This is a genomic window from Streptomyces sp. NPDC107498 (assembly GCF_055582805.1).
This window is the reverse complement of the sequence record NZ_JBVJPE010000002.1, coordinates 234,944-253,729: the sequence shown is the minus strand read 5'-3', so window position 1 is coordinate 253,729 and position 18,786 is coordinate 234,944. Positions and strand designations below refer to the sequence as shown.

Sequence of the window (18,786 nt, the reverse complement as noted above, 5' to 3'; positions counted from 1 at the left end):
GGCCAATGGTTAGGAATATTTCCTAACCATTGGCCATGGAGGGAAAGGGAGTTGACATGCGTCGACGAAGCGTCTCGCTTCTCGGGCTCGCGGGTCTGCTGGCGTTGCCCCTGACGGTCATGCCGCAGGCGCAGGCCGCCGACGGCCTGGTGTCCGGCGGAAAGGCGGTGACGGCCTCGTCCGTCGAGACCTCGGCCTTCGGACCGGGCCTCGCGGTGGACGGCAGCGCGGGCACCCGCTGGGCGAGCGTCGAAGGGGTCGACCCGCAGTGGATACGGATCGACCTCGGGGCGAACCACACGATCTCCCGGGTGAAGCTCGACTGGGAGGCCGCGTACGGCAAGGCGTACCGCATCCAGACCTCCGCCGACGGGTCGACCTGGACCGACGTCTACTCCACCACCACGGGTGACGGGGCGACCGACGACCTCACGGTCTCCGGCAGCGGACGGTACGTCAGGATGTACGGCACGGGCCGCGGCACGGCGTACGGCTACTCCCTCTGGGAGTTCCAGGTGTACGGAGCACCCACCGGCACCGGCGGGGGCGGCGGCGGACCGGCCGTCCCCTTCGGCAGCCACCTCAAGCCCTACGCCGCTGGCGTCCTGAAGCCCTCGGGCACGCAGTCCGCCCTCGACCAGAAGGTCGTCGACTACTACAACCGGTGGAAGGCCGCCTTCGTCCGCCAGAACTGCGGCAACGGCTGGTACCAGGTCATCTCGCCCGACGCCGACCACCCCTACGTCGCCGAGGCCCAGGGCTACGGCATGGTCGTCGCGGCCACCATGGCGGGCGCCGACCCGGACGCCAAGAAGATCTTCGACGGTCTCGTCAAGTGGAAGATCGACCACCCGTCCTCCGTCAACCCGAACCTCCTCGCCGCCGAGCAGGACACCGCCTGCAAGAGCGTCAACGGCGGCGACGGGGCCACCGACGGAGACATGGACGTGGCCTACGGCCTGCTCCTCGCCGACAAGCAGTGGGGCAGCACCGGTACGTACAACTACAAGGACCTCGCGCTCAAGCACATCGCCGCCATCAAGAAGGACGAGGTCAACCCCACGACCAAGCTCCTGAAGCTCGGCGACTGGAGCGACCCGGGCGACCAGTACTACTACGTCTCCCGCACCTCGGACTGGATGGTCGACCACTTCCGCGCCTTCCGCGCGGCCTCGGGCGACACCACCTGGGACGCCGTGCGCAGCGCCCACCAGACGCAGATCTCCCGCCTCCAGTCCGCCTACGCCTCCGGCACCGGTCTCCTGCCCGACTTCGTCGTCGACACCGCCACGACGCCCAAGCCCGCCCCGGGACAGGTCCTGGAGGACCCCAACGACGGCTCCTACTGGTGGAACGCCTGCCGCACGCCGTGGCGCATCGCCGACGACGCGGTGACCAGCGGCGACGCCACGTCGCTCGCCGCCGCCCGGAAGGTCAACGGCTGGATCAAGGCGAAGACCGGCGGCGACCCGAACAAGATCGCCGTCGGCTACAAGCTCAACGGCACCCCGATCTCCTCGGGAAGCGAGGCCGCCTTCTTCGCCCCGTTCGCGGTGGCGGCGATGACCGACTCCGGCAGCCAGGCCTGGCTGGACGCCCTGTGGAACAAGATGGTGGCGACCCCGATCGACACCAGCAGCTACTTCTCGGCCAGCATCCAGCTCCAGGTCATGATCACGGCCTCAGGCAACCACTGGGTCCCGTAGCGGGACGTCCGGCCGCACGGACAGGGCCCTGAGATAGCCGCTCAGGGCGGCGGCCGCACCCGACAGCGGGAAACGGGCACCGAGCTGCCCGTCGGGACGGACCACGAGACCGGTGGCGCCGTCGGGGAGGTAGAGGCGTCGGAACTCCCCGGCGGCGTCGCGGTACACGGGCACGGAGGGATCGCCGGGCCAGGAGGGGTCGCCGGGCCCGGCGGAGTCGTCCGCGCCGGCCGCGAGCACCACGACGGCCGGGAGGCCGCCCGTCGCCCGCGCCGCCGCGGCGGCGCGGGCCAACTCGGCCCCGTCCGACCCGTACAGCAGCACCACGTGCCCCGCGCGGCCCCGCAGGACGTCGAGGAGCCGCAGCGGATAGGCGGCGACCGGCGTGGTCAGGCCCGCGCAGTCCGGGGCCCGGTCGCCCGGCTGGGGCGCCTCCTCGGGACCGTACGGAACGCCGGAGAGCGGACCGCCCCGATAGCCGACGAGCAGCTGCGCCTCGCGCAGGAGCAGCGTCCTCCGGTCCTCCGGGTCGGCCTCGATCCCCCGTACGGCGTGCCGCACGGTCCGGCCCACGACCTCCTCGCCGACCGGACGGCGCTCGGCGTCGTACGTGCCGAGCAGCGCGGGCTCCGCCTCGCGCCGCACCACGAGGGCGAGCTTCCAGGCCAGGTTGCAGGCGTCCTGCACACCGGTGTTCATGCCCTGGGCGCCGGTGGGCGGATGGATGTGCGCCGCGTCCCCGGCCAGGAAGACCCGGCCCCGGCCGTAGCGGTCGACGATCCGGTGGCTGATGCGGAAGACCGAGGACCACCGCAGTCCCGACAGCCGTGCCGGGCGCGGCGCGAGACGGTCGACGACGGCCTGGAGGTCGGCGAGCCCGGGGACCCGGCCGTTCTGCGGGCCGTGCGCGACCCCGTCCGGTGCGTCCGGGGACGCGCCCCACGCCCCGGAGAGCTCCGGCGGGAGCCTCATCGACATCCGGTAACGCCCCGCCCCCGGCAGGGGGACGCACACCAGCACGTCACCGGGGGAACCGTCGGCGGCCCGGCGAACGGAGCGGACGCCGTAACCGGCGGGCACGTCCCAGTCGGCCACGACGTCACCGAGCATGTACTCCTCCTGGAACGCACCGCCCTCGTAGGACAGGCCCAGCGTCTTCCGGACGACGCTGTGCGCGCCGTCGCAGCCGATCAGGTACGGGACCCGCAGCTCCTCGTCGGTGCCCGTCGCCGTGCGCAGCCGCGCCGTGACCCCGTCCCGGTCCTGGGCGAACGAGAGCAGTTCCGTGCCGCGCTCGATCACCGTCCCCATGCGGGCGACGTACTGCTCGAGGAGCCGCTCCGTCTCGTACTGCGGCAGCGCGGCGAAGCCGTAGGGCACCTCGGGAGGCATCGTGAGATCGATGCGGCCCTGCTCGCGGCCGTCCACGTAGGTCAGCTGGCCGCGCAGCGGCACGGCGGCCTCGAGCACGGCCCTGACCAGGCCCATCCGGTCCCAGAGTTCCAGGGTGCGCGGCTGGATCCCGACGGCCTTCGCGTACGGGAGACGGGCGGGCAGCCGGTCGACGAGCCGGCAGTGCACGCCGTGCCGGCGCAGCTCGGCGGCCGTGCTCAGGCCGACCGGGCCCGCTCCCACGATCAGGACGTCGGTGGTGCTCCGGTGGTGCGTCACGTGTGCCTCCAGCACTGGCCGGCCCCCGACGGGTCCCCGCGTCCCATGGTCACCCGGGACCAGCGGGTCGGCGAGCGGTGCGGCCGGCCGAGGGCGGGGCGGCAGGCGGTACGGCCTTCCGGGAGCGGGGGCCGGCCGGCGGGAGCGCCGGTCGGGAGCGGTACTGTCGCGGCCATGCCGGCACTGACCACCCCCACCACCCGACCGCACGCCTCCCGGAGGGAGGCGCACGACGAGTGGCCCGCCGACGCGCGGCGGCCGTCCTCGAACGGACTCCGGGCGCGCGGCCGGTCCCAGGGCTTCGCCGTACCGGACCGCGGCCGGCCGCCGAGCGAGCTCCTGCGCGCGTGGGAACGCGCCGCCGAAGAGGCCGGGGAGCGCGCCGGATGATCGCGGAACTGCTGCCCGACGCCGTCGCCTCCGCCTGGCGGCGCGACGACACGGAGCCCGTCACGCTCTTCCCCGAGGAGGCCGCCGCCGTCGCCCGCGCCGTCGTGGGCCGACAGCGCGAGTTCGCCACCGTACGGCTGTGCGCACGGCTCGCGCTGCGCCGCCTCGGCCTCCCCGAGACGCCCCTCACGCCGGGCGCGCGCGGGGAGCCGCGCTGGCCCCACGGCGTGGCCGGAAGCATGACGCACTGCGCGGGATACAGGGCCGCCGCCCTGGCCAGGACCACGGACGTCCTGTCGCTCGGCATCGACGCGGAACCGGCGGCCCCCCTGCCCGAAGGGGTCCTGGAGGGCGTGTCGCTCCCGGGGGAGCGGCGTCACCTGCACGCACTGGCCGCCCGGACGCCGGGCGTTCCCTGGGACCGGCTGCTGTTCAGTGCGAAGGAGAGCGTCTTCAAGACCTGGTACCCGCTGACCCGCGGAGAGCTCGGATTCGACGAGGCGTCGGTCGACTTCGAGCCGGCCCCGGCCGGCACGGAACCGCACCCGTCGGCGCACACGGGCACGTTCACCGCCCGGCTGCTCGTCCCCGGCCCGGCGACCGGCCGCGTCCGACGGGACCGCTTCACCGGACGCTGGCTCGTGCGCGACGGGGTGGTGCTCACCGCGATCGTCCTGTCCCGGTAGCCTCACGGGCGCCCCGCCGGGGCCGGGCGTACCGGCGCGGGGAACCGGACGGCGCCGCCCGGCGTCCGTCCCGGGCATGAGCGAGACGCCGTCACAGGAAGCGCGGGACCGGGCCGAGAGCGCCGTCGGCTGCCTGCTCGCCGTCATCGGCGCCGCGGTGGCGGGCGCCTTCGCGCTGCCCCGGGCCGCGTACAGCATCGACGGCGGCTTCGAGGCGCACGCGCGGGACTGGGGCGTGATCCTCGTCGATCTGCCGCTGATCCTCTTCGCCGGTCTGGTCGTCCCTCCGCTGACCTGGGCGGCGGCCACCAGACGGCTCCGGCCGTGGGTGGCGCTGCTCGTCTGCGCGGCCGTCGCCGGACTCGCGCTGTGGGGCCTCGCGACCTGGTGGCATCTGCGACAGAACCCGAACCCCAGCTCCGGGCCCGGCATCTGACGGGACCTCACTGCGAGGAGCGTACCCGGGGCCGTCTCGTCCGAGGCGAGGCCGCGACCGACGAGTACCCGTCCCCGGCGGCGTGCTGATGCGCACGGACGACGGTGGAGTCGGCCGCGACGGCCCGGGCCGGGTCGCCTTCGGCATCGGCCTGGACGAGCAGCGCGGTGAACGCCCTCTCCCACGCGCCGTCGGCCGCCCGCTCCCGAAGCCGGTCGTGGGCACCCTGCCACGACCGGCACGGCTAGGTCCTCGGTCGCGCGGCGCGGGCCGCGAACAGGAGGAAGAGGCCGCACGCCGACACGACGAGCCAGCCGGGCCGGGTCGCGGCGGGGAGGTCGGCCGGGCCGGTGCCCGCGACCAGTCCGCCGGCGACGGCGATGCCGACCGCCACGCCGACCTGGCGCGAGGCGGACGTGATCGCCCCCGCCACCCCGGCCCGGGACGCCGGCAGGCCGCCGACCGCGGTGTTCGTCAGAGGGGCGTTGGCGAAGCCGAAGCCGATGCCCGTCAGCAGGAAGGCGAGCAGGATCCGCGGCACGCCCGTGTCCCCGTCCAGATCCACGAGGCAGAGGCCGCCGGCCGCGGTGAACCCGCCCGCGAGGAGCAACGGGCGCCGGGGCCCGACGCGCCCCACCAGCACGCCGGACCAGGGCGCGCACACCGTGGCGCCGAGCGCCATGGGCAGGGTCGCGGCGCCGGCCGCGAGCGGCGTCCAGTCCCGGGCCTGCTGGAGGTAGAGGGTGCTGAGCAGCAGGGTCATGTTGAGGGCGACGAAGACCGCCGTCGCGCCGAGCACCGCCGTGACGAACGGCGGACGGCGGAACAGGCCGAGGTCCATCAGGGGCTCCTCGCGCCGGAGTTCGACCCGGACGAAGCCGGCCGTGGCCGCCGCGGTCAGCGCGTGACCGACGAGGGCGGCGGGCGACGTCCAGCCGATGCGGGGGCCTTCGATGAGGAGGCCGACGACGAGGAAGAGCACCAGGGTGAGGAGCAGTTGACCGGGCAGGTCGAGGCGGCGGGCGCGCTCTGCGCGGGACTCCGGCACGAACAGGGCGACCAGGACGAGGGCGAGGGCCACCACCGGCGCGTTGATCCAGAACACCGAGCGCCAGCCGAACGCGGCGATGAGCGCCCCGCCGGTGACCGGGCCCGCCGCCATGCTCAGCCCGAAGACCGCGGCCCAGACGCCGATCGCGCGGGCCCGTTCGCGCGGGTCGGGCATCGCGTTCACCACGATCGCCAGGGCCACCGGACTCAGCATCGAGGCGCCGATCCCCTGGACGGCCCTGGCCGCCACCAGCACCCCGAGCGACGGGGCGAGGGCGCACACGAGGGAGGCCAGGCCGAAGACGAGCAGCCCGCACCGGAAGACCCGGCGGCGCCCGAAGCGGTCGGCGAGGGCGCCGGAGACGATGAGCAGACTGGCCATGGCCACCGTGTACGCGTCCACGACCCATGCGAGACCGTGGGTGCCCGCGCCGAGGCCCCGGCCGATCGCGGGCAGCCCCACGTTGACGATGGTGGCGTCGACGCCGACCAGGAACATGCTGAGCGCGCAGACCGCCAGCACCGTCCGACGGCGGCGCGGATCCAGCGGAACGGGTGGAGCGGACAGGGACGTCGTGAGCACGTGGGTTCCCCCTTCGACGGGACCGGACGGGACTGAACGGGACCGGATGCCGCCCAGATTCGGACCGGGGAGGGAATACGGCAAAGAACTTTGCGGATACCGCAAAATCATCCGTCGAAGGAGGGTGGGGACCGTGCGCGCTCAGAGGACGGTGAAGAGGTCCCCGGGGGCGTCGTCGAGGACGAAGCCGTTGTCGAAGCGGACGCGGACCGTCAGACGGAGCCTCCGCTCCCGGTGGGCGGTCCACGCCGGTTCCAGCGAGTCGACCTGCTCCTCCAGTTGCCGCCTGCTGCCCGGAGGCATCTGGTGGCCGAAGTCGTCGAGGAGCGACCTGAGGCGCTCGTACTCGCGGACCTCCTGGCTCTGCGGCCGGTCCTCGTCCACCCGCTCGACGGTGCCCTCGACGCCCGCGCCCAGGGCCAGGAACCCCGTCCCGGCCCCCTCCTCCGCGGGATCCTCGCCCGCCGGGGCGACCCGGCCGAGCGTCAGGTCCACCGCCAGCCTCACCCGTCGGCCCTCTTTCAGCGTCATCGAACCTCGTCTCCGGTGTGGGGATGCCATTGTCCAGCCCCCGAGGCCGTACCGGTTACCCGCGTGGCCCCGTACGGGTGGACTCGCCGCGCACGCGCCGGACGGGAGCGCCGTCGCCCCGGCCCCCGGTGGTGATGATGCCCCTCCTGAGCCCGCCATCCCGAGCTCGTGACCCGGAAGAGGCACCCCCGACATGCGACGTACCCCCTCCCGTCGGCTGTTCGCCGCGGCGCTGCTCGTGACGTCCGTGCTGGCCCCCGTGACGGCCGCGCCCGCCGTCGCCGTCCACACCCCGAGCGGCGCCGCCACCCACGCCCCGAGCGCCGCAGGCCTCGTGCACGGCGAGGACGACGACTGCCCGCCGGACGGATTCGGCCCCGAGATCACCGCCCGGCTCGACCGGGCCGTCGAGGACGTCCGCAAGCAGGCCGGCATCCCCGGCGTCGCCGTCGGCCTGTGGATGCCGGGCAGGGGAAGCTACGTCCGCGCGACCGGCGTCGCCGACAAGGTCACCGGCGAGCCGATGTCCACCGACGGCTTCGTCCGCATCGGCAGCGAGACCAAGACCTTCACGGTCACCGCCCTCCTGGAACTCGTCGACGACCACCGGATCCGTCTGGACGACCCGATCGACCGCTACGTCCGCGGAGTGCCGAACGGCCACCGGATCACCCTGCGCCACCTCGCCGAGATGCGCAGCGGCCTCTTCCCGTACACCTCCGACCCGGACTTCGTCCACGACCTGCTCGGCGACCCCGAGCGCCCCTTCACCCCGCAGGAGGCGCTCGCCTACGGCTTCAGGCACGAGAACATCTTCGAGCCGGGCGCGCGGTTCGAGTACTCGAACAGCAACCTGGTGCTCCTCGGCCTGGTGGTGGAGAAGGTCAGCGGCCGGCCGCTGACCGCGTTCCTCCGCGACCGTGTGCTCCGCCCGGCCCGCCTGCGCCACACGTTCCTCCCCACCGGCCCCGAGTTCCCCGAGCCGCACCCCCGCGGCTACACCGACCAGACGCTCAGCGGCGCCGTCGTGGACTCCACCGACTGGAACCCCAGCTGGGCCTGGGCGGCCGGGGCGATGATCTCCGACATGCACGACCTGCGCCGCTGGGCGAAGATCCTCGCCACCGGCGAGCTGCTGAGCCCCGCGACGCAGGCGCAGCGGCTCAAGACGCTGCCGACCGGCCACCCCGGCCTCGACTACGGCCTCGGCATCTTCGACGCCAACGGCTGGATCGGGCACAACGGCTCGATTCCGGGGTACGAGACGGTGACCGTCCACCTGCCCGAGCGGGACGCCACGCTCGTCATCATGATCAACACGGACATCACCAGCCGGGGCCAGGAGCCGTCCACGCCGCTCGCCCGCGCGATCACGGCGATCGTCACCCCGGACCACGTCTACGACAGCGCGGTCCAGCCCCGCTAGCCGGTGCCCTCCGGACCGGGCCCCGCGGGCCCGGGAAGATCCGGAAGACGCCCCCAGGGGGTGTCGATCGCGGCCATCTGGCGGAAACTGGGGGGAGAGATGGTCTCGCCGAGTGGTACGAGGAGGTGGGCCGGTGTCCAAGGACGCCGACGACAGTACGGGGGGGACGCCGTCCCCCGACCCCCGGTTCGTCGTCCGGGCCCGGCCCGGGCCGCCCGACGCGGTGGTCGTGCTCGCGCTGGGCGGGGAGCTCGACCACGACACGGTCGGCCCGTTGCGCCGGGCGCTGGACGGCAGCGCCCGGGCCCGGCGGATCGTCGTGGACTGCTCCGGCCTGAGCTTCTGCGACTCGACCGGTCTGAACGAGCTGTTGCGGGCCCGCATGCGCCTGGGGGAGACGGGCGGGCGCCTGGACCTCGCCGGACTCCGGCCGTCGGTGGACCGGATGTTCGAGATCACCGGTGCCCGGACGGTCTTCCGGGTATACGCGGACGCGGCCGAGGCGCTGGCCGACGACGACGAGGGTGCGGGGACGAGGGACGGGGGAGACATCCATGACTGACGACGAAGGCGGCCCTCCGGGCCAGGTCCGCCGACTGGTGTTGCACGGGACGCGCGGCGTCGTCTCGCGCTGCCGGGACTTCACGGCGAAGGCCCTGGCGGACTGGGGGTGGATCCCGGCGGACAGCGAGGAGGCCGAGGAGCGGGTCGAGGACGTCCTGCTCCTCGTCTCGGAGGTCGTCACCAACGCCTGCCTGCACGCCGGCGGCCCCGAGCAGTTCGTCCTGCGGAACGGGCGGGAGCGGCTGCGCGTCGAGGTGTACGACGCCGACCCGGGGCATCCGCAGATGCGGACGCCCCGGTCCCCCGCGCTGCCCGGCGGCCACGGCCTGATGGTCCTGAACCGGCTCGCCGGCGACTGGGGCAGCCGGGACAAGGGGGCGGGGGCCGTGGGCAAGGTGGTCTGGCTGGAGGTCGACCGCCCGCCCCGGCGCGCGGGGGAACCGGATTAGACCCCGAGGGGGCGGGCAGGCGCCGGATGCGGGGGGAGGTCGTGTCCGGACGGAGAGGAGCGGAACATGCCGCGCGGATCGAACGCCAAGCGGGAGCGGCAGTACGAGCACATCAGGGAGAGCGCCCTGGACCGGGGCGAGAGCGAGAAGCGCGCCGAGGAGATCGCCGCGCGCACGGTGAACAAGGAGCGCGCGCGGGCCGGGGAGTCGAAGACCGCGAGCAAGAGCTCGACACAGGACATGTCCTCCTCGCGCCGCGGCGGGAAGCGCTCGCACAGCGGCTCGCAGGGCCCGACCTACGACCAGCTCTACGCCGAGGCCAAGCGCCGAGGCATCCAGGGCCGTTCCTCGATGGACAAGGCCGGGCTGAAGCGGGCCCTGGGCGAGTAGGAAGAGCCTTGGACGGCCCCCGGTGCCCTCGGGCCCGGGGGCCTCGGGCTCCCCGTCCCCGGCCCCCGGCCGCCTCGGGGCCCGGTCTCTCGGGTTCGGCCGCCTCGGGCCGTTCGTCAGGCCCGGGTCCGTCCCGGAGGGGGCCCCACGACGCCCCGGACGACGCCGAGGTCCACCAGGTCCTCGGGGCGCAGACGCAGCTGGTCGGCGGTGGCCGCGGCCTCCTCGGGGGCCCGTTTCAGGATGGCGGCGGCGGCCTCGGGCGCGATGACGGAGAAGTAACCGTCCGGCGTGGCCCAGGTGTTGCCCGGCGCGGCCAGCGCCAGGGCGCCGCCGGAGCCCCCCTCGCCGATGAGCAGTGAGGTGAGCGGGGTGCGGGCGGAGGCGACGGCGGCGAACAGGTCGGCGATCGCGGTCCCCGCGCCCGCGCGCTCCGCCGCCGGGTCGTTGGCGGCGCCCGGCGTGTCCACGAGGGTGAGCACCGGGATGCCGAGCCGGCCGGCCAGCCGCACGAGGCGGGCCGCCGTGCGGAAGCCGGCCGGGCGGGTCGCGGTGCCGCACTGGGCCGCGTAGGCGACGGTACGGCCGTCGGGGAGCCGCCCGAAGCCGCACCGCATGCCCGGGTCGACGCCCCCGCAGCGGTCGCCGGAGATCTCCTCGCGCAGGGCGAAGTGGGCGTCGAGGTACGCGACGGCCCGGGGCCGGTCCGGACGCCGGGCGCGCGCCACCGCCTCCCGGCCGCTCGCGGCGGGCGGCGCCTCCGGGTCGCCGAGCGCGTACGGCGGCGCGACCGGGCCCTCGGCGGGCCGGACGAGCAGCGACAGCCAGCGCCCGAGGGTCGCGCGCAGCGCGGCGGGCGGCACGATCGCGTCGAGGTGGCCGTGGGCGAGCTGCGCCTCGGCGGTGTACGCGGCCGGGTCCGCGTCCGGCGGCCGCACGCGGGAGCCCGCGAAGCCGATCTGGGCGCCGGGCAGGGCGAGGACGACGTCGGAGCCGGCGCCGAGCGTGGCCCAGCCGCCGCCCGTCGTCGGATCCCGCAGGACGGCGACCTGCGGCAGCCCCGCGGCCCGGGTGGCCTCTGACTCGCCCGCCAGGAGCTGGAGTTGCAGGAGGGCGCGCATGCCCTCGTGCATCCGGCTGCCCCCGGTGGCCGGGAGGACGACCACGGGAAGCCCCCGCTCCCGGGCCAGGGCGTGGGCGGCGGCGGCCCGCGCGCCCGTCCGCTCCCCGAGGGACCCGCCGAGGAACCGGAACTCGAAGGAGATCAGCACCGCCGTCACCCCGCCCACCACGCCCGTGCCGCAGACCACCGACTCGGTCTCGCCGGTACGGTCGGCGGCGCGGGCGTGCGCGGCGGAGTAGCCGGGCCAGCCGAGCGGCCCGTCATCGACCAGGGGGCCTTCCGCACAGGGGAGTTCGCTGAAGTCGTCGGTGACGAGGGCGATCGCCTCGCGTGCCGTCGTCGGGTCGCTCATGCGGGCCTCGCCGCTCGTCGCCGGAGTGCACGGACGGGATGGTGCGGTGCTCGGTCGCCTGAAAGGCGTCCCCCCACCGTACCGTCCGGTACCCGTCAGCCGCCCGGGACGAACGCCGGACGGCGGGCGATCCGCCGCCGGTCCGCCTCCGCGCCGAAGCGGAGGCCGATCGCCCGCGTGGCCTGCGCCCCCTCCCGCGTGGTCCGCACCGGGGTCGGGGCCTCCCGCGCGGACGGGTCGTGCCGACGGGCGACGGCCCGCCCCCACCGCTCCGCCGGCTCGTCCGTCAGGACGTTCCCGACGGTCTCCCCGTAGGCCGCCATCGTCCGTCCCGCGTCCGCCCCGCGTCCGTCCCGCGTCCGCCCCGCGTCCGTCCCGCGTCCGCCCCGTGCCGTCTGCACGGCGCGGGGCGGAGCTGGCCGTGACGCCGCTCCGCCCCGCCCCGGCGCCGGTCAGGCCAGGACGCCGCTGCCGTGCGGGGCGTACAGGTCGAGGAGGCGGACCCGGGTCACATGGAGGCGGTGGGCGAGGATCGACCCCACCCAGAAGATGACCGAGGCGCCGAACTCCGCGTCGGAGTGGCACATCGACCGCACGGCCGGGGCGTTGAACTCGTACGCCCTGACCGGCGTCATCGCCTCGGCCCCCGACTGGCACAGATACGGCGGGAAAAGCCAGGAGAGCCCGACCAGCTCGCCGTGGCGCAGGGTCTCGATCACGGGCGACCCCCGGCCCGGGACCTTCGCGTCGAGGGTCACCGCGCCCGTCTTCACGATCCAGAACCGGTCGGCGTGCTGCTGCTCCTCGAACAGACGGTGACCGGACTCGAAGTACACGTCCTCGGCGAAGGCCATCAGGCGCTCCCGGTGCTCCTGGGGCAACGTGCTGACCTTGGGCGCGGCTCTGCTCATGGCGGTCCCTCCTCGCACACTCGACTCCCACCCCCAGTGTGGGCCCGGCCGTCGCCGCGCGCAGGCTCCGGACCGCCCGGTGGCGCCGCGTCCGGGCCGGGGACCCGCAGCGTGCCCGTGCGCTCACCCTCCGTGCCTCCCCCCACCCGGAGTGCGCCGGACGGGTGCAGGGCGGAGCATGAACGTGGGGAGTGAGCGGCAAGCGGGGGCGTGACCCAGGAGGGTGCCATGCCCGTTCCGGACGGCGGCGACGAGCTCGTCGTACTGCGCGGGGTCGACAAGCACTTCGGCCCCCTGCACGTCCTCCAGTCCATCGACCTCACGATCCACCGCGGCGAGGTCGTCGTCGTCATCGGGCCGTCGGGCTCGGGGAAGTCGACGCTGTGCCGGGCGATCAACCGCCTGGAGACCATCGACGCGGGCGAGATCGTCGTCGACGGGCGACCGCTGCCCGCCGAAGGACGGGAACTGGCGGCCCTGCGGGCCGACGTCGGCATGGTCTTCCAGTCCTTCAACCTCTTCGCGCACAAGACCGTGCTCGACAACGTGACCCTCGGGCAGATCAAGGTCCGCAAGAAGGAGCGGAAGAAGGCCGAGGAGAGGGCCCGGACCCTCCTCGACCGGGTCGGCGTCGCCTCGCAGGCGGACAAGTACCCCGCCCAGCTCTCCGGCGGTCAGCAGCAGCGCGTGGCGATCGCCCGCGCGCTCGCGATGGACCCGAAGGTCATGCTCTTCGACGAGCCGACCTCGGCCCTCGACCCGGAGATGATCAACGAGGTCCTGGAGGTCATGCAGCAACTGGCCCGGGACGGCATGACGATGGTGGTCGTCACGCACGAGATGGGCTTCGCGCGCTCCGCCGCCCACCGCGTGGTCTTCATGGCCGACGGCCGCATCGTCGAGGAGACGACGCCCGAGGAGTTCTTCGGCAACCCGCGCAGCGACCGGGCCAAGGACTTCCTCTCCAAGATCCTCCACCACTGACCCGTCAGCACACCCAGGGGTGATCCTCATGAACCCGCTCAGGACCGGCAGGGCCGTCGTGGCGGCCGCCGCGACCGTCGTCCTCTCCCTCACCTCGGCAGGATTCGCGAACGCCGCGGCCGGCGGTGCGCCCCGGGACCACGGCGACGACGACAAGATCACCATCGGCATCAAGTTCGACCAGCCCGGCATCGGCCTGAAGACCCCCGACGGCACCTACACCGGCTTCGACGTCGACGTGGCGACCTACGTCGCCAAGCAGCTCGGCCACAAGCCCTCCGACATCGAGTGGAAGGAGGCGAAGAGCGCCGACCGGGAGACCCTGCTCCAGCGCGGTGACGTGGACTTCATCGCGGCCTCGTACTCGATCAACGACAAGCGGCTGGAGAAGGTCGACTTCGCGGGTCCCTATCTCCTCGCCCACCAGGACGTCCTGATCCGGGCGAATGACGATTCGATCAAGAAGCCGTCCGACCTGAACAACAAGAAGCTCTGCTCGGTCACCGGCTCGACCTCCGCGCAGAACGTCAAGGACAAGATCGCCCCCGACGCCCAACTCCAGGAGTACGGCGGTTACTCCGAGTGCCTGACCGGACTGGAGAACGGGGTCATCGACGCCGTCACCACCGACGACTCGATCCTCGCCGGCTACGCCTCGCAGCCCGAGTTCAAGGGCAAGTTCAAGCTCGGCGGCTTCAAGATGAGCAACGAGAACTACGGCATCGGCGTCCAGAAGGGCAGCGACCTCAAGGGCAAGATCAACACGGCCCTGGAGAAGATGGTCGCCGACGGCTCCTGGCAGGCGGCGGTCAAGAAGAACCTCGGCCCCGCCGGCTACCAGAACGAGCCCGCCCCGAAGATCGGCGTCATCGTCAAGTGAGCAGGCCGCCGTGTTCGACTTCCTCCAGGGGTACGACCTGCTCGGAGCCTTCTGGACGACGGTGCAGCTCACCGTCTACTCCGCGATCGGCTCCCTCGTCTGGGGGACGCTGCTGGCCGCGATGCGCGTCAGCCCCGTCCCCCTCATGCGGGGCTTCGGCACCGTCTACGTCAACATCGTCCGCAACATCCCCCTCACCGTCATCATCGTCTTCACCTCCCTGGGCCTCTTCCAGACCCTCGGAGTCAGCCTCGGCGCCGAACGGTTCACCACCATCAACTTCCGGCTCGCCGTCCTCGGCCTCACCGCCTACACCAGCGCGTTCGTCTGCGAGGCCCTGCGCTCCGGCATCAACACCGTGCCCCTCGGGCAGGTCGAGGCCGCCCGTGCCATCGGGCTGAACTTCCCCCAGGTGCTGCGCCTGATCGTGCTCCCGCAGGCCTTCCGCTCCGTCGTCGGACCGCTCGCCAACGTCCTCATCGCCCTCACCAAGAACACCACCGTGGCCGCCGCCATCGGCGTCGCCGAGGCGGCCCTGCTGATGCGCGAGATGATCGAGAACGAGGCCCAGCTCCTCCTCATCTCCGTGATCTTCGCCGTCGGCTTCCTCTGCCTCACCCTGCCCACCGGGCTCCTCCTCGGCTGGGTGGCCAAGAAGGTGGCGGTGAAGCGGTGAAGGACAAGCCCACCGTCCTCTACGACGTCCCCGGCCCGCGCGCCCGCCGGCGCAACCTCGTCTGGAGCCTGCTGTTCGTGCTCGTCCTCGCCGCCGTGGTGTGGTGGGTCGTGACGGGCCTCGCCGACAAGAACCAGCTCGAATGGTCCAAGTGGGCGCCCTTCTTCACCGATGCCCGCGTCTGGGAGACGTACATCCTGCCCGCCCTGAAGAACACCGTGATCGCCGCCGCGCTCGCCATGGTCATCGCCCTGCCCCTGGGCGCGCTCCTCGGCGTCCTCCGGCTCTCCGACCACCGGACCGTCCGCGCCGCGGCCGGCGTCGTCGTCGAGTTCTTCCGGGCCATCCCCGTCCTGATCCTGATGCTCTTCGCGAACGCCGCCTACTCCGAGTTCACCGACATCAGCCCGGACACCCGCCCCCTGTACGCCGTCGTCACCGGCCTCGTCCTCTACAACGCCTCCGTACTCGCCGAGGTCGTCCGCGCCGGCATCCTCTCCCTCCCCGCCGGCCAGACCGACGCCGCCAAGGCCATCGGCATGCGCAAGGGCCAGACCATGGCCCACGTCCTGCTGCCGCAGTCCGTCACCGCCATGCTGCCCGCCCTCGTCAGCCAGCTCGTCGTCATCGTCAAGGACACCGCCCTCGGCGGCGCGATGCTCGGCTTCTCCGAACTCCTCGCCTCCGTCCGCCCGATGAGCGCCAACTACGGCGCCAACACGATCGCCTGCTTCACCGTCGTCGCCGTGATCTTCGTCGCCCTCAACTTCGCGCTCACCACCTTCGCCTCCCGGCTCGAACGCCGGCTGCGCCGCGGCAAGAGGTCCACCGGCGCCGTCGTCGGGGCCGAGGCGGTGGAGGAGCTGGCGACACCGGGCGAGCACCCCGACACGCGCTGACCCCCGCGCCCGTACGGGTGACACGGCCCGCCCACGCGGCCGGACGTGCCGAAACACCCACCATGAACGCCACCAGCGACCCGCGCGGGCCGCACCACGACCCCACCCGCACCGACCGCCTCCTCGCCGCGCTCGGCGGCCTGGTCTCGGCGTACGTCTCCCTGGCCGTCGCGGACCTCGTCGCCTCCCGGGTGCGCCCCGAGGCGGGCCCCGTCCCGGCCGTCGGCGGCGTCGTCGTCGACCGGACCCCGACGGCCCTCAAGGAGTGGGCGATCCGCACCTTCGGCGAGAGCGACAAGACCGTCCTCCAACTCGGCATCCTGCTCCTCCTCGCCCTCCTGGCCCTCGCGGTCGGGCTGCTCGCCCTGCGCCACCGCCTGCTCGGCACGGCGGCCGTCGCCGCCTTCGGCGTCCTCGGGGCCCTCGCCGCCGTCACCCGCCCCGACTCCGACACCGCCCTGGACGCCGTCCCCTCCCTCGTCGGAGCCGCGGCCGGCGCGCTCCTCCTGTACGTCCTGACCGGCCGCCTCCTCGGCACACGACCCGGAACCGCCCGGGCGGACCGGCGGGGCTTCCTGATCGTCGCCGCCTCCACCGGTCTCGCCGCGACCGGCGCCGCCGCACTCGGCCGCGCCGCCGGCAGCCCCGTACAGGAGAACGCCGCCGCCTCCCGCGCGGCCCTGCGCCTGCCCCGGCCCGATTCCCCCGCACCGGCCGTGCCCGCAGGGGCCCAGCTCGACGTCCCCGGCATCAGCCCCTTCGTCACCCCGAACCGCGACTTCTACCGCGTCGACACCGCGCTCGTCGTCCCCAGGGTCGACGCCGACCGCTGGCGCCTGCGCCTCCACGGCAGCGGCGTCCGCCGGGAACGCGTCCTCGCCCTGCGGGAGCTCACGGCCCGGCCGACGGTGGAGCGGGACATCACCCTGTGCTGCGTCTCCAACGAGGTCGGCGGTTCGCTCGTCGGCAACGCCCGCTGGCTCGGCGTCCCCCTCGCCGACCTGCTCCGCGAGGCCGGCGTCCGTCCGCCCTCCGAGGGCGGCCCCGCCGACCAACTGGTCGCCCGCTCCGTCGACGGCATGACCATCGGCACCCCCGTCGAAGCCGTCATGGACGGCCGCGACGCCCTCCTCGCCTTCGGGATGAACGGCGAACCCCTGCCCTTCACCCACGGCTTCCCCGTCCGCATGGTCGTCCCCGGGCTGTACGGGTACGTCTCCGCCTGCAAGTGGATCGAGTCGATCGAGCTCACCACCTTCGACGCGTACGACGCCTACTGGGTCCCGCGCGGCTGGGCGGCGCAGGCCCCCGTCAAGACGCAGTCCCGCATCGACACCCCGCGCCCCTTCGCCCGCCCCGCCGCCGGCACCGTCATGGTCGCCGGGGTCGCCTGGGCCCAGCACCGGGGCATCCGCCGGGTCCAGGTGCGGATCGACGACGGCCCCTGGCAGGACGCCCGGCTCGCGGCCGAGGACGGAACCGACACCTGGCGCCAGTGGGTCCACCCCTGGGCCGCCGCCCCCGGCCGCCACACCCTCACCGTCCGCGCCACCGACGGCACCGGCACCACCCAGCCGGAACGCCGCACCGACACCATGCCCGACGGGGCACAGGGGTGGCACTCGGTCGTCGTCACGGTCGCGGGGGAGTGAACCGGCCGGGCCGGCGCGCGCTCAGAACCAGTGCAGGCAGTGCGGAGCGCGTTCCCCGCGGAAGAGGGCGTCGGCGAGGGCCGCCGCGCCCGGGCGGTGGGCCCGGACGTGCCCGGCGCGCACCAGGGTGCTCGGGGCGGTGCCGCCGAGGTAGACCGAGCCCAGGTCCCGCACGTCCAGGGAGAGGTCGGGCGCCCGGTCCGTCGGGACGCAGTCGGCCCTGCCGCTCCGGACGGTCAGCAGATGACGGCCGTGCTCGCCGAGGAACGGGTCCTCCACGTCGAGGACGAGCTCGCCGTCCGTGCACCAGCCGCGCGCGGTCAGCGCCCCCGGGACGTCGAGCAGCCGCACCCAGAGCCCGTCGGTGTCCCCGCTCACCTCACCGGCGCGGAAGTCCGCCAGCTGCAGGCGCAGCGGATGCCCGGGCGGGACGTGCTCGAACACGACCGCACCGACCAGGTCGTGTCCGAGCACGAACCGGGCCAGGGCCGTGAAGACGGCGTCGTCGCAGGCGATCGTCTCGTCGACGGTCAGGGTGCGGTCCTCGCCGACGGTGTAACTGGCGTACCCGTCCGGGGTTCCGCCGGCGTCCCGGTGGACGGCGACGTGACGCGGCGCCGGGGCGACCGGGGGCCGCCCCGCCCGCAGGGCCCACCAGCGGGGCGGCCGGGACAGCGCGCCGGGCTGTGTGCGGCGGTACCGGTCGTAGACCGCTTCGAGGATCTCCCCGCACTCGGCGCGCCGCAGCACCTCGACCGAGCCGGTGTCCGCTCCCGCCGTCGTGGCGCCGGCCGCCCCGAGCGCCCGGGGCGGGGCGAGCGCGGCCCGCCCGCGCGGCACCGTCAGCCGCCGCGTGGAGGTCGCCGGGCCGTAGCCGAACCTGCCGTAGATCGTGGCCTCGGAGGCCAGCAGCACGGAGAGGAGGTCCCCCCGGGCCCGCAGCTCGGTGAGCTGGTGCCGCATCATGGCACTGAGCACGCCACGGCGCCGGTGCGAGGGCAGCACACCGACGGCGGTCACTCCGCCGACCGGCACGAGGACGTCACCGGGCAGGGTGAGCTCGAAGGAGTACGAGGCGGCGGTGCCGACGGGCCGTCCGTCCCGCTCCAGGGCGAGCAGGCCGCGTTCCATCTCGAGCGCCGACCACCAGACGCCTCCGCCGTCCTCGTCCGGCGTCTCGGGGAAGAGCCCGAACGCGGTGTGCATCGTGTCGACGAAGACGCCGCGGTCCTGCTCGCTCGTGGGACGGATCTCCACCGGTACTGTCGCCTCCCCGGAACACCGGCACCACCACCCGTGGCGCCCCGCACAGTGCAGTCCCGTCCCGGCGGCAGGTCAAACGAATTTCCGCTCCGGAACGGAGACCGGCGGCACAACGAACCCGTCCCACCGGTCCGTTCGCGGCGCGGATGGGGGAGACTGCTCCC

Annotated in this window: 20 protein-coding genes; 13 read left to right on the top strand and 7 right to left on the bottom strand. The window is 74.0% G+C overall.

The genetic code is table 11. From position 1 onward, the window contains the following. The first annotated feature begins 56 nt into the window (after positions 1 to 56). Positions 57 to 1,706, top strand: a complete 1,650-nt coding sequence (locus ACZ66Z_RS04395; protein ID WP_469932480.1) for a glycosyl hydrolase family 8 — start codon at positions 57 to 59, stop codon at positions 1,704 to 1,706. On the opposite strand, the gene ACZ66Z_RS04390 is transcribed toward ACZ66Z_RS04395, so the two are convergent. Continuing rightward, complete coding sequence (locus ACZ66Z_RS04390) at positions 1,683 to 3,377, bottom strand: FAD-dependent monooxygenase (RefSeq protein ID WP_469932479.1); 1,695 nt, start codon at positions 3,375 to 3,377, stop codon at positions 1,683 to 1,685. The two genes, ACZ66Z_RS04395 and ACZ66Z_RS04390, sit on opposite strands and share 24 nt — an antisense overlap. A gap of 174 nt (positions 3,378 to 3,551) precedes the next feature. Between ACZ66Z_RS04390 and ACZ66Z_RS04385 the strand changes: the two genes are divergently transcribed. From ACZ66Z_RS04385 to ACZ66Z_RS04375, 3 genes are all read left to right on the top strand, one after another. Continuing rightward, on the top strand, positions 3,552 to 3,767 hold the full coding sequence (locus tag ACZ66Z_RS04385) for a hypothetical protein (RefSeq protein WP_469932478.1): 216 nt from the start codon (positions 3,552 to 3,554) through the stop codon (positions 3,765 to 3,767). Next, the gene (locus ACZ66Z_RS04380; protein ID WP_469932477.1) at positions 3,764 to 4,453 is read left to right on the top strand and encodes a 4'-phosphopantetheinyl transferase family protein; all 690 of its coding nucleotides are present in this window, start codon (positions 3,764 to 3,766) and stop codon (positions 4,451 to 4,453) included. Before ACZ66Z_RS04385 ends, ACZ66Z_RS04380 begins: the two co-directional genes overlap by 4 nt. Before the next feature lie 76 nt (positions 4,454 to 4,529). Next, positions 4,530 to 4,889 carry a hypothetical protein gene (locus ACZ66Z_RS04375; RefSeq protein ID WP_469932476.1) on the top strand — a complete coding sequence of 120 codons (360 nt, stop codon included), beginning with the start codon at positions 4,530 to 4,532 and terminating at the stop codon, positions 4,887 to 4,889. A 244-nt stretch (positions 4,890 to 5,133) separates the two neighbouring features. Here ACZ66Z_RS04375 and ACZ66Z_RS04370 read toward each other — a convergent pair whose 3' ends face one another. Both ACZ66Z_RS04370 and ACZ66Z_RS04365 read right to left on the bottom strand, forming a co-directional pair. Beyond that, positions 5,134 to 6,522, bottom strand: a complete 1,389-nt coding sequence (locus tag ACZ66Z_RS04370) for an MFS transporter (protein ID WP_469932475.1) — start codon at positions 6,520 to 6,522, stop codon at positions 5,134 to 5,136. Between the two features lie 141 nt (positions 6,523 to 6,663). Continuing rightward, positions 6,664 to 7,053 carry a hypothetical protein gene (locus ACZ66Z_RS04365; protein WP_469932474.1) on the bottom strand — a complete coding sequence of 130 codons (390 nt, stop codon included), beginning with the start codon at positions 7,051 to 7,053 and terminating at the stop codon, positions 6,664 to 6,666. 193 nt (positions 7,054 to 7,246) lie between these two features. Between ACZ66Z_RS04365 and ACZ66Z_RS04360 the strand changes: the two genes are divergently transcribed. The 4 genes from ACZ66Z_RS04360 (at position 7,247) to ACZ66Z_RS04345 (ending at position 9,882) form a co-directional block, all read left to right on the top strand. Next, positions 7,247 to 8,479, top strand: coding sequence for a serine hydrolase domain-containing protein (locus ACZ66Z_RS04360; RefSeq protein WP_469932473.1), 1,233 nt, complete (start codon positions 7,247 to 7,249; stop codon positions 8,477 to 8,479). 133 nt (positions 8,480 to 8,612) lie between these two features. Then, positions 8,613 to 9,041 (top strand): STAS domain-containing protein, encoded by a 429-nt coding sequence (locus tag ACZ66Z_RS04355; RefSeq protein WP_469932472.1) that lies wholly within the window; start codon positions 8,613 to 8,615, stop codon positions 9,039 to 9,041. Next, entirely contained in the window at positions 9,034 to 9,492 is a 459-nt protein-coding gene (locus tag ACZ66Z_RS04350) for an ATP-binding protein (protein ID WP_469932471.1), read from the top strand. Before ACZ66Z_RS04355 ends, ACZ66Z_RS04350 begins: the two co-directional genes overlap by 8 nt. 66 nt (positions 9,493 to 9,558) lie before the next feature. Beyond that, positions 9,559 to 9,882, top strand: coding sequence for a plasmid stabilization protein (locus tag ACZ66Z_RS04345; RefSeq protein WP_469932470.1), 324 nt, complete (start codon positions 9,559 to 9,561; stop codon positions 9,880 to 9,882). Positions 9,883 to 9,998: 116 nt separating this feature from the next. On the opposite strand, the gene ACZ66Z_RS04340 is transcribed toward ACZ66Z_RS04345, so the two are convergent. The 3 genes from ACZ66Z_RS04340 to ACZ66Z_RS04330 form a co-directional block, all read right to left on the bottom strand. Further along, positions 9,999 to 11,357 carry a carboxyl transferase domain-containing protein gene (locus tag ACZ66Z_RS04340; RefSeq protein ID WP_469932469.1) on the bottom strand — a complete coding sequence of 453 codons (1,359 nt, stop codon included), beginning with the start codon at positions 11,355 to 11,357 and terminating at the stop codon, positions 9,999 to 10,001. Positions 11,358 to 11,452: 95 nt separating this feature from the next. Further along, on the bottom strand, positions 11,453 to 11,680 hold the full coding sequence (locus tag ACZ66Z_RS04335) for a hypothetical protein (protein ID WP_469932468.1): 228 nt from the start codon (positions 11,678 to 11,680) through the stop codon (positions 11,453 to 11,455). A gap of 129 nt (positions 11,681 to 11,809) precedes the next feature. Continuing rightward, entirely contained in the window at positions 11,810 to 12,268 is a 459-nt protein-coding gene (locus ACZ66Z_RS04330; protein WP_469932467.1) for a Crp/Fnr family transcriptional regulator, read from the bottom strand. A 228-nt stretch (positions 12,269 to 12,496) separates the two neighbouring features. Between ACZ66Z_RS04330 and ACZ66Z_RS04325 the strand changes: the two genes are divergently transcribed. The 5 genes from ACZ66Z_RS04325 to ACZ66Z_RS04305 all read left to right on the top strand — a co-directional run bounded on the left by ACZ66Z_RS04325 (position 12,497) and on the right by ACZ66Z_RS04305 (position 17,359). Beyond that, positions 12,497 to 13,252 (top strand): amino acid ABC transporter ATP-binding protein, encoded by a 756-nt coding sequence (locus ACZ66Z_RS04325; protein ID WP_469932466.1) that lies wholly within the window; start codon positions 12,497 to 12,499, stop codon positions 13,250 to 13,252. Between the two features lie 28 nt (positions 13,253 to 13,280). After that, positions 13,281 to 14,132, top strand: a complete 852-nt coding sequence (locus ACZ66Z_RS04320) for a glutamate ABC transporter substrate-binding protein (protein WP_469932465.1) — start codon at positions 13,281 to 13,283, stop codon at positions 14,130 to 14,132. A gap of 10 nt (positions 14,133 to 14,142) precedes the next feature. Further along, positions 14,143 to 14,808 (top strand): amino acid ABC transporter permease, encoded by a 666-nt coding sequence (locus ACZ66Z_RS04315; RefSeq protein WP_469932464.1) that lies wholly within the window; start codon positions 14,143 to 14,145, stop codon positions 14,806 to 14,808. Continuing rightward, positions 14,805 to 15,707, top strand: coding sequence for an amino acid ABC transporter permease (locus tag ACZ66Z_RS04310; RefSeq protein ID WP_469932463.1), 903 nt, complete (start codon positions 14,805 to 14,807; stop codon positions 15,705 to 15,707). The genes ACZ66Z_RS04315 and ACZ66Z_RS04310 overlap by 4 nt, the downstream gene beginning before the upstream one ends. Before the next feature lie 62 nt (positions 15,708 to 15,769). Then, the gene (locus tag ACZ66Z_RS04305) at positions 15,770 to 17,359 is read left to right on the top strand and encodes a molybdopterin-dependent oxidoreductase (protein ID WP_469932462.1); all 1,590 of its coding nucleotides are present in this window, start codon (positions 15,770 to 15,772) and stop codon (positions 17,357 to 17,359) included. A gap of 21 nt (positions 17,360 to 17,380) precedes the next feature. On the opposite strand, the gene ACZ66Z_RS04300 is transcribed toward ACZ66Z_RS04305, so the two are convergent. Then, positions 17,381 to 18,616 carry a GNAT family N-acetyltransferase gene (locus ACZ66Z_RS04300; RefSeq protein WP_469932461.1) on the bottom strand — a complete coding sequence of 412 codons (1,236 nt, stop codon included), beginning with the start codon at positions 18,614 to 18,616 and terminating at the stop codon, positions 17,381 to 17,383. Between the last annotated feature and the right edge of the window lie 170 nt (positions 18,617 to 18,786).